Below are 6,225 nucleotides of genomic sequence, written 5' to 3'. Positions count from 1 at the left end.
TGTCGGTCGGCGCGGCCAGGAATCGGGTGATGCTCCGCGCTGACTCGGTCTCATCCGCATAGTCCACCTCGCGCATTGCGGCCTCGATACGTCGGCGTACTTCCGCCCGGGCTCGTGCCTCGTCGGCTGCGCGTACATCGTCCGCGAGTTCTGGTACCCATTGACGAACCGGAGTCGGCAGTCCGAGATCGTCGATCGCCACGAAGACGAGCAAACACGAGCTGGCCACGGTGAACGTGCCTACCCGCGGGTCGGCGGACGCGACTTCACATCGGATATGCATGCTGGTGCGCCCTGTGTATACAAGTGTTGCGCAGACTTCGACGACATCGCCCGAGGTGATGTCCCGGCCGAACCCGATGTTGCCCACATACGCGGTCACCGAGTAGCCACCCGACCACGACGCGGCGCAGGCGTAGGCAGCTTTGTCGATCCATTCCAGGATCCGCCCGCCGCGCACACCACCACCCACGGTGGTGACATCGGTGGGAGAAGCAAGGAAACGAAGGGTAATGCAGCGGTCAGTGACGGACATCCACTCGACTCCTTCCGTGCTCTAGGCGCGCCGGGGCCAGCACGATGTCGAAACGAGCACGCGACCACGAATCATGGCCGAGAGCACGCACGTCGGGTGTCGGCTCGTCGGCGGATTGCAGGACCTCTTTGAGGCGAGGATCGTCGGTTGCTGAGAAAGATTGCACGACTTGGTCGACCAGAGACTGCTCGGCCTCGGCCTGTGCGGTGGTGAGGGTGTCGGACGAGGGATACATTTGCGAACTCCTAGCCTTGCTGTGGTGTGGCGCCTGCCCATGCGGCGTCTGGGGCTCCGAATGCCCGGGCCAGCCGTTCTTCGGCACCCGGCGCGAACGGCGCGTTGAACGCCAAGGCATGGGGGAGGACTGCCGCATGTCTTGGCGTGACGCAGATCGAACATGCGACAGGGACGTTGACAGTGATCTGTTCCGCGCGTGCGACCTCGCGCGGTGAGCAGATCACCATGACGCGCGACGCTGCGAGCCGCGTCGTGTCGTCGGACAACCTCTCGGCCGCGGCGCCGGACCCGGGGCGGTTCCGCTGTGCGAGAAACTCGTGTTCGAATCTCATGGGGCAGGAACTGTTTCGCGGTATTCGGTGAGCCGTTCGGCGAACCAGTCTGCCGCAGTTGCGTTCCGCTCATCGGCATGGTTGTAGATCGTGTGCTCGCCATCTTTCCAGATCCTGAGCGTGCCGTGTGCCGCGCCGTCGAGGAACGGCCGCTGGTCGTCAAGTTCTACAAGAGGATCGGCTCCACCGTGGAGCACCAGCAGTGGACACTCGATCCGGTCGACCGTGGGGTCGAATCGTAACCGCTCAAAGTTCGCGGTGACAGCCGCGTCGTCACGTGAGCCGAGCATCGCCTTGGCCTGCTCACTGAAGGTACGGAAGGGGAGCAGACGCGGCACCGCGAAGCCACCGTTGACGCAGCAGGCGGCCACGCCCGGATGCCGCGCTGCGGTGAGTGCCGCGAAGAGACCACCGACGCTGTTACCCCACACGCCGACCGGTCCGTCGGACGCGGCGAGGTCGACGAAGGTTCCGAAGGCAGCGGCGACGTCCACATCGAGGTGCACCCCGTAGGTAAGGCGTGACCCGCCTTGTCCGGGACCCTCCGCCAGGATCACGGCGACACCACGGCCGAGCAACGCGTCCGCGTAGCGCAGATAGGTTGCGCCCCAACCGCTCTGACCACCAAAGACGACCACGGTGCCCACCGATCCCTGCGGGCGCAGATGCCAACCGGTGAGCCGGCCGGCACCGAACTCGAGTTCAATCCTGCGCATCGGGACCGGTGAGAACCTCGCCGCTTCGGCAACCGCGGCATCGAACGCTGCGTAGAGCGCGCGTTTGCGATCGGTGTCGAAGTTGAACGCCATCTGTGCGAACACGTAGCACGCAGCGGCCGCGCGATAGGAGTCATGGGCAGACACCGTGCGGTGCGCAGCCGCGGCTTCTTGCGCCTGGGCCATCCGCGCCGCGCCCAAACGTTCTGCGACCTCGTCCCACGGCTCCCCGGCAATCGTCGCAGCCTGCAAGGCCAGTAAATCGTCATACCGCATTCCGGCATCGAGGAGGCGGGTGACGCCCATCGCGCGCCAGTGGGCGGTGTTTGCGGCGGTTGGGCGTACGTCAAGCACCGGGTCGGCCATCATGCCACCGCTCCGACGTGTGCGCTGATGTCCTGCAGCGACTGCTGCAGGGCATCGACGAGCCGCGGCAGGTCGGTGAGCGCACCTGCGCCGAACAGGTGGAAATCGGGACGGGCGAGAAATGCCTCCACCCCATTGCGCGCGAAGTAGTCGGCATAGGTGCCATCGGTGTCGATGACCGAGTGATCGTGACCGGGCTCGATGGTCACAACCGTCGCGCCCTGGTCGGTCAGGAAGCGCAGCCGGTCCGGGCCGAGCACCGTCATCGGATTGGCGACAGATACGACCTGGAACCCCCACGGGTGCACGTCATCGAACCTCGCGGTCTGCCCGCCCACGGTCACGTTCCCCTGGGGAGCGAGGGTGCCCGCGAGGCCGATTGGATTTCCGCACTCGTCAACCTCGACAACCCCGGCGGTGATTGTCGGAAAGGGGGGTAGGGGAGGAACATCTCCGCGGCGGAAGGCTGCGTCACGCTCGGCGGCGGCGACGGGGTCCTTGAGGTTGGCGACCCTGCCGAGTTCGACCGAGCAGCGCTGGATCACCTCGACGTGCGGACGACGTTCCGCCTCGTAGGAATCGAGGAGCGACTCGCCGGCCCGGCCGGAGAGCACCAGGTCGAGCTTCCAGGCGAGCGTGATCCCGTCACGCATTCCGGAACAGGCGCCCTGTCCCATGTACGGCGGCATGGTGTGGGCGGCGTCGCCGGCGAGAAACACCCGGCCGACGCGCCATGTCTCGGCGGTCCGTGCGGAGAAGGTGTACACGATGTGGCGGAGGATGGTCAGGTCGTCTGGTCCGAGATCATGGCGCTCGCGAAGCCACCGCCAGGCGAACTCCTCGGTGGCCATCTCGTCGAGGTCGTCGGTCGGTCGCACGGCCACCTCGAACCGCTGGCGGCTCTTGCCGATCGGCATGAACATGTTCGGCTGCACGGGATCACAGAACTGTCGGGTCACCTCGAACCGTGCGCCCAGCGGGCGCTTGCACTCGGTGTCGATGTTGAGCCACCGGTCGTCCACCCCAAGGTCGTCGCGGTCAATCCCGAGTGCCTCGCGGACGGCACTGTTGGCGCCATCGGCTCCGACGACATAGCGGGCCGTCACCGTACGGTCGGCGGACCCGGCCTCCCACTGCTCGTCGCGGTCTTTCGACCACGGCCGCACGGTAAGCGCAACCCGGTCGTGGTCCTGCGTCACCCCGACGACCGTGGTGCCCTGGTTGATTTCCAGGTTCGGGTAGGTGCGGTTACGGTCGTCGATCGCGCTCTCGATGTCGGGCTGGTACATCGAGTAGTGGGCGGCGAATCCACTCGATTCTCCGGACCAGTCGACTGGCAGCAGCACCTCGCCGTCGGCGTCGCACCATTCGTACACCACCTTCGGTGATGCATCGCGAAGGGCGTGGTCGACGTCGCCGGCCGCCTGGATAATCCGGGCGGTCTCACCATCGATGTGGGTGAGTCGCGGCATGCCGTACAGGCGCGGCCAACGTTCGAACACGACCACACGATGACCCGCACGGGCAAGCATCGACGACAGGACGAGCCCCGTCGGTCCGTAGCCCACCACGGCGACGTCGAAATCCGTGGTTCCATACTGAGTATTCACGATTGCTCCTCGAATGCATTGACTATGACGTGCTCGAAAAGCACGCTACGAATGTGTGACCGGCATCTCTATCCGATACGCGGCAGCCCTACCCGATTTGCGTCACCGACTCGTGAGCGACGTCACTTTTGCGTCAAATCCGGGTGTAACCTGCAGCTGAGACACAGTCACGGCACTATCGCCGGACGGAGGAACCGAATGTGGGCCGGTGCTCGGGATACCGGAGATGGGACACTGCTGACCCCACTCCACCGTTATCGGGATCTCCGGACCGCTGATCCGGACGAGTTCCGCAGCGCTGCCGGAAGCCTCCTCAGCACGCACTCGATCAGGGTGTCCGGCGGCAGCGATGCGACGCCGTTTCGCGGCGACGTGCGATCCGCCCGCATCGGCGACGTACATGTCGTCTACCTGGAGCAGGGAGTCGACGTCGACGTCGACATCTTGGACCGGATCGACTACTACGACCTGATGATCGCCGTCGCCGGGACGAATCGACTGGAAGTCGCAGACGGAGGCGAACGGGCGATCGTGGCCGGACCAACCGCCGCGATCCTCTCGCCCCGGATGAGGGCCCGGATGCGGATGGACGGCGCGTACCGGCAGCTCCATCTACGAGTCGAGCAGCGTACGGTCCAAGACCGCCTCGAAGCGATCACCGGTCGCGCTACCGGCAATCCCATCACATTCGACTTGGCGATGGATCTGGGCGGCCCGGCGATGTCCAGTTGGATGAGCGCGCTGCACCTTCTGCTGCGCGACCTCGATGACGACTCCGGGCTCGCTGCTCACCCGATGATGGCCCGGCACTGGCAGGACCTCCTCATCACGGGCCTGCTCATGTCGCACGGTCACAACCATTCGGACCGGGTGCACTGCGAAACCCACGAAGCCGTGCACCCGAAGGCCTTCCGCCGAGCACTGGAGTTCATCGAGTCCGGCCTCGCCGGCCCCCTCACCGTGTCTGACGTCGCTGCCCATATCGGAGTCAGCACCCGCTCACTGCAGCGAACCTTTCAAGAACAACTCGCGATCGCGCCCGCCGCCTATATCCAGGGCGAGCGCCTCGACAGAGTCCGCGCCGAGCTCCGCGAGCCCACGGCAAGAACAATCACCGACATTGCCTACGGGTGGGGATTCACGCATCCGTCGCGATTCGCCGCCATGTACCGACGACGGTTTGGCGAGTCACCATCGCAGACAAGACAATCTTCACAATGTTGAGGCAGTGACATCACGCAGTGCGTGGCGAATGTTCGGCGAGCCCTCTGACACTTTGCTGACCACTGGCTGATCGTCGATGACAGCGCGTCCCCACGGTTCAGCTCAGCCAGAGCGTCCCCCGACGTCGGTGTCCGTTGTTGCCGCCACAAAAGTGCTGACAGCGCTACACCGCGGAGGACTTCAGGCCGGCTCGAGCGCCCGCTTGGCCTTCTCCAACGCGGCGAGCGTGCGCAGCACGAAGTCGCGTTTCGCGGTCAAGTCCGACACTTTGGCCTTGCCGCTGAGACCGGAATCCTTCTGCGCGACCGCGAGGCGTTCCTCGATCTCGGTGAGCTGCGCCAGCAGGCCCTCGGCGCGGCTGGTGAGCTCGGCATGGTCGGGCCGGGAAATCCCCGACGGGCGAGTCACTCCCGGCAAGGCACTCTGTGCCTTGCCGGTCGCCGCCTTCCCGGCTGTCTTCGTGGCGGTGGACGCGGATCGAGTGGCGGAGACACGCTGCCTGGACCGAGATGTTCCGCGCGACGGAGTGTGTGTGCGGATCCGGGTCAGCTCCGCCGACGCCTCACGAGCGGCGACCCGATGCTCACGCTCTTCGTCGTCGTCGGACTCCACGGACCCGCCCAAGGGCCGAAGACCGTAGAAGCCGACGAACTCGCGGGCCTCGGCGATGGCCTGTTCCGCAGTGCGGCAGCGTCCGCACCGTGGTTCATCGCGGAAGTCCGCGACGTCCTCGTCGGACGAGCACCACATGCATTCCCGGGAAGTGACGTCGGTCATGGGAGCATTTGTCGCGAGGGAAGTCACGGGTGAAGAGAGTACGACACAAAGCTTTTCACTTCGCAGTGGGGTTTCAACTCCCATCGTGGTTCGCCTCTAGACGCACGATCCGATATCGCCTCGGCCGGTCGAGCGGGATGCCGCGCGATCTGGACTGGGTGGTCACGCCGATGAGTTCGTCGGGGGTCGTGCGCGGCCAGCCATGTCAGGCGAGCACCTGGTCGAGGATCGGCGGACGTCGTGAATGCGCTCGTGGTCCTCTGACCTCCCACTACTCGTGTGCTCACGGCCCTGGTGCAGGGTCGACCGTTCTGCTCGCGCCGCACCCTGAGTGCGCGCAAGAATCGAGGATGTCGGCCCCTCAGGACACGGAGACGTAGCGTGGGCGGGAGCCGAAAATGAGGAAGGACGACCGATGCACACCACCG

The 6,225-nt window shown here is 65.5% G+C and carries 6 protein-coding genes; 1 reads left to right on the top strand and 5 read right to left on the bottom strand.

The window, feature by feature from the left end:
* The 4 genes from GORHZ_RS21455 to mhpA all read right to left on the bottom strand — a co-directional run.
* Positions 1-535: acyl-CoA thioesterase (locus GORHZ_RS21455; protein ID WP_006336773.1), on the bottom strand; the 535-nt coding region annotated here is incomplete at its 3' end.
* The gene (locus GORHZ_RS21450; RefSeq protein ID WP_006336772.1) at positions 522-770 is read right to left on the bottom strand and encodes a hypothetical protein; all 249 of its coding nucleotides are present in this window, start codon (positions 768-770) and stop codon (positions 522-524) included. The genes GORHZ_RS21455 and GORHZ_RS21450, both read right to left, overlap by 14 nt.
* Before the next feature lie 330 nt (positions 771-1,100).
* A complete protein-coding gene (locus GORHZ_RS21440; RefSeq protein WP_006336769.1) occupies positions 1,101-2,189 on the bottom strand; it encodes an alpha/beta hydrolase in 1,089 nt (362 codons plus the stop codon).
* On the bottom strand, positions 2,186-3,796 hold the full coding sequence (mhpA, locus tag GORHZ_RS21435; RefSeq protein WP_006336768.1) for a bifunctional 3-(3-hydroxy-phenyl)propionate/3-hydroxycinnamic acid hydroxylase MhpA: 1,611 nt from the start codon (positions 3,794-3,796) through the stop codon (positions 2,186-2,188). Before mhpA ends, GORHZ_RS21440 begins: the two co-directional genes overlap by 4 nt.
* Positions 3,797-3,994: 198 nt before the next feature.
* On the opposite strand from mhpA, the gene GORHZ_RS21430 reads away from it, so the two are divergent.
* Positions 3,995-5,020 (top strand): helix-turn-helix transcriptional regulator, encoded by a 1,026-nt coding sequence (locus GORHZ_RS21430; protein ID WP_006336767.1) that lies wholly within the window; start codon positions 3,995-3,997, stop codon positions 5,018-5,020.
* Between the two features lie 180 nt (positions 5,021-5,200).
* Here GORHZ_RS21430 and GORHZ_RS21425 read toward each other — a convergent pair whose 3' ends face one another.
* Positions 5,201-5,797, bottom strand: a complete 597-nt coding sequence (locus GORHZ_RS21425) for a hypothetical protein (RefSeq protein WP_006336766.1) — start codon at positions 5,795-5,797, stop codon at positions 5,201-5,203.
* Positions 5,798-6,225: the final 428 nt, after the last annotated feature.

The sequence above is a fragment of the Gordonia rhizosphera NBRC 16068 genome (genome assembly GCF_000298195.1).
Classification (GTDB): domain Bacteria; phylum Actinomycetota; class Actinomycetes; order Mycobacteriales; family Mycobacteriaceae; genus Gordonia; species Gordonia rhizosphera.
This window is presented reverse-complemented; position numbering and strand designations above follow the sequence as displayed.